Below are 2,561 nucleotides of genomic sequence, written 5' to 3' on the forward strand. Positions count from 1 at the left end.
ATCACGGCCGCACGCCGCCCTGCGCCGATGCGCTGGTCGCCGCCGGCGTCGCGCGCGTGATCGCGGCCGTCGAAGATCCGTTCCCGCAGGTCGCCGGCGCCGGGCTCGCGAAGCTGCGCGCGGCCGGCATCGCCGCCGACGCGGGCCTGCTGGCCGACGATGCGCGCGAACTCAATCGCGGTTTCTTCAGCCGCATCGAACGCGGCCGACCGTGGGTACGTATCAAGCTCGCGCAGAGCCTCGACGGCCGCACGGCGCTGCACAACGGCGTGTCGCAGTGGATCAGCGGCGCGGCCGCGCGCGCCGACGTGCAGCGCTGGCGCGCGCGCAGCGCGGCGATACTGACCGGCGCCGGCACCGCACGCGCCGACGATCCGCGCCTGACCGCGCGCCTGGATTCCGACGTCCCGGTCGTCGCGCCGCTGCGCGTCGTGCTCGACGCGCGGCTGGATGCGCTGGTGCCGGGCTGCCATCTGCTCGACGGCTCCGCGCCGACCCTGGTCGTGCACGGCGAGAATGTATCCGCGCCGGCCGCGCGAGCCGGCGTGGAGCATCTCGCGCTGCCGCTGCGCGACGGACGCCTGGACCTGGCGGCGCTGCTGGCCGCGCTCGCGGGTCGCGGCGTCGACGAGCTGCAGGTCGAGGCCGGTCCCGTGCTCGGCGGCGCGCTGTTCGCGGCCGGCCTCGTCGACGAACTGCTGCTCTACGTCGCGCCGCTGCTGCTGGGTTCTTCGGGGCTGCCGCTACTGAGCCTGCCGACCTTGTCGGACATGGCCGGACGCTGGCCGCTGCGCGTCGTCGACCGGCGCCTGGTCGGCGACGACGAACGTCTGCTGCTGCGGCCGCTGTGACCGGCCGCGCGGCGTCGGCCTCGCGCCGGACGGTCTTGCTGACATCTGTATCATTGGAAAGAGATAACTGTACATGTTTACCGGAATAATCCAGGCCGTGGGCCGCGTCGCCGCGCTCGAACCCGTCGGCGGCGACCTGCGCCTGAGCATCGACGTCGGCGAGCTCGATCTCGGCGACGTCCGGCCCGGCGACAGCATCGCCGTCAACGGCGTCTGCCTGACCGCGATCGCGCTCGACGCGGGCCGCTTCAGCGCCGACGTCTCGGTCGAGACGCTCGACTGCACGACGCTCGGTTCGCTCGCGCCCGGCGCGCGCGTGAACCTCGAGAAGGCGCTGCGCCTGGCCGACCGGCTCGGCGGCCATCTCGTGTCCGGCCACGTCGACGGCGTCGGCGAAGTCGTCTCGATCGCGCCCGACGCGCGTTCGCTGCGCTGGGTGTTCGCCGTACCGGCGAATCTCGCGCGCTACGTCGCCGCGAAGGGCTCGGTCGCCGTCGACGGCGTGAGCCTGACCGTCAATGAGGTCGACGGCCGCCGCTTCGGCGTCAACCTGATACCGCATACGATGCAGCACACGCGCTTCGTCGACTGCACGAGCGGCACGCGCGTGAACATCGAGGTCGACCTCATGGCGCGCTACGCCGAGCGTCTGTCCGCACCGCACGAGGACTGAGGCGCCGCGCGCCCGCGTTCTTCCTTTTTTTTCCGCAACACCGATCCCGCGCAACCGCCATGGCTTTCGACCGCATTCCCGACATCATCGACGACATCCGCGCCGGCCGCATGGTCGTCATCCTCGACGACGAAGACCGCGAGAACGAGGGCGACGTCATCATGGCCGCCGAAAAGGTGCGCCCCGAGGACATCAACTTCATGGTGCGCGAGGCGCGCGGCCTGGTCTGCCTGTCGCTGACTCAGGCGCGCTGCCGCCAGCTCGGCCTCAAGCCCATGGTCATGGACAACACCTCGCCGTACCACACCAACTTCACGGTCTCGATCGAGGCGGCCGAAGGCGTGACCACCGGCATCTCGGCCTACGACCGCGCGCATACGGTGCGCACGGCCGTGCGCGCCGATGCGCGCGCGCAGGACCTGTCCCAGCCCGGGCACATCTTTCCGCTGACCGCCCAGCCCGGCGGCGTGCTGACGCGCGCCGGCCATACCGAGGCGGCCAGCGATCTCGCCGCGCTGGCCGGGCTGGAGCCGGCCGGCGTGCTCGTCGAAGTGCTGCACGACGACGGCAGCATGGCGCGCCGGCCGGAACTCGAGGCGTTCGCGAAGAAGCACGGCCTGCGCATCGGCACGATCGCCGACCTGATCCGCTATCGCCTCGAGACCGAGAAGACCATCGAGCGCGTTCACGACGAAGCCGTCGACACCGAATTCGGCGCGTTCCGCCTCGTCGCCTATCGCGACGTGGTCAACAAGTCGCTGAACTTCGCGCTCGTGCGCGGCGCCGTCGACGACGGCGAGCCCGTGCTGACGCGCGTGCACGTGCGCAACACCCTGTCCGACGTGCTGCATCTGGTCCGCGCCGATCTCGGACTGACCGTGACCGCGGCGCTGCGCCGCGTCGCGGCCGAAGGCCGCGGCGTCGTGCTCGTGCTGTCGGAGCCCGGCGAGGACGAGGCGCTGCTCGACCGGCTCGGCCGCCGCTCCCGCGCCGCCGGCAAGGCCGAGGCGGTGCAGGAATGGCGCCGCCACGGCCTC

3 protein-coding genes are annotated in these 2,561 nt (G+C 72.0%); all 3 read left to right on the plus strand.

Annotated elements, in window-relative coordinates; genetic code table 11:
* Positions 1-851, plus strand: an 851-nt coding sequence (ribD, locus tag NON22_RS22965; protein WP_257389313.1) for a bifunctional diaminohydroxyphosphoribosylaminopyrimidine deaminase/5-amino-6-(5-phosphoribosylamino)uracil reductase RibD, incomplete at its 5' end; no start/stop codon positions are given.
* Between the two features lie 73 nt (positions 852-924).
* Positions 925-1,524, plus strand: coding sequence for a riboflavin synthase (locus NON22_RS22970; protein ID WP_257389314.1), 600 nt, complete (start codon positions 925-927; stop codon positions 1,522-1,524).
* A 59-nt stretch (positions 1,525-1,583) separates the two neighbouring features.
* Positions 1,584-2,561, plus strand: a 978-nt coding sequence (gene ribB / locus NON22_RS22975) for a 3,4-dihydroxy-2-butanone-4-phosphate synthase (RefSeq protein ID WP_257389315.1), incomplete at its 3' end; no start/stop codon positions are given.

Origin of the sequence: Tahibacter caeni, from assembly GCF_024609805.1 — a bacterium.
GTDB classification, from domain to species: domain Bacteria; phylum Pseudomonadota; class Gammaproteobacteria; order Xanthomonadales; family Rhodanobacteraceae; genus Tahibacter; species Tahibacter caeni.

What these genes read in the sequence shown, in the direction of transcription:
- NON22_RS22970 (WP_257389314.1), top strand. Translation starts at nt 925, where the DNA reads ATGTTTACCGGAATAATCCAGGCCGTGGGCCGCGTCGCCGCGCTCGAA.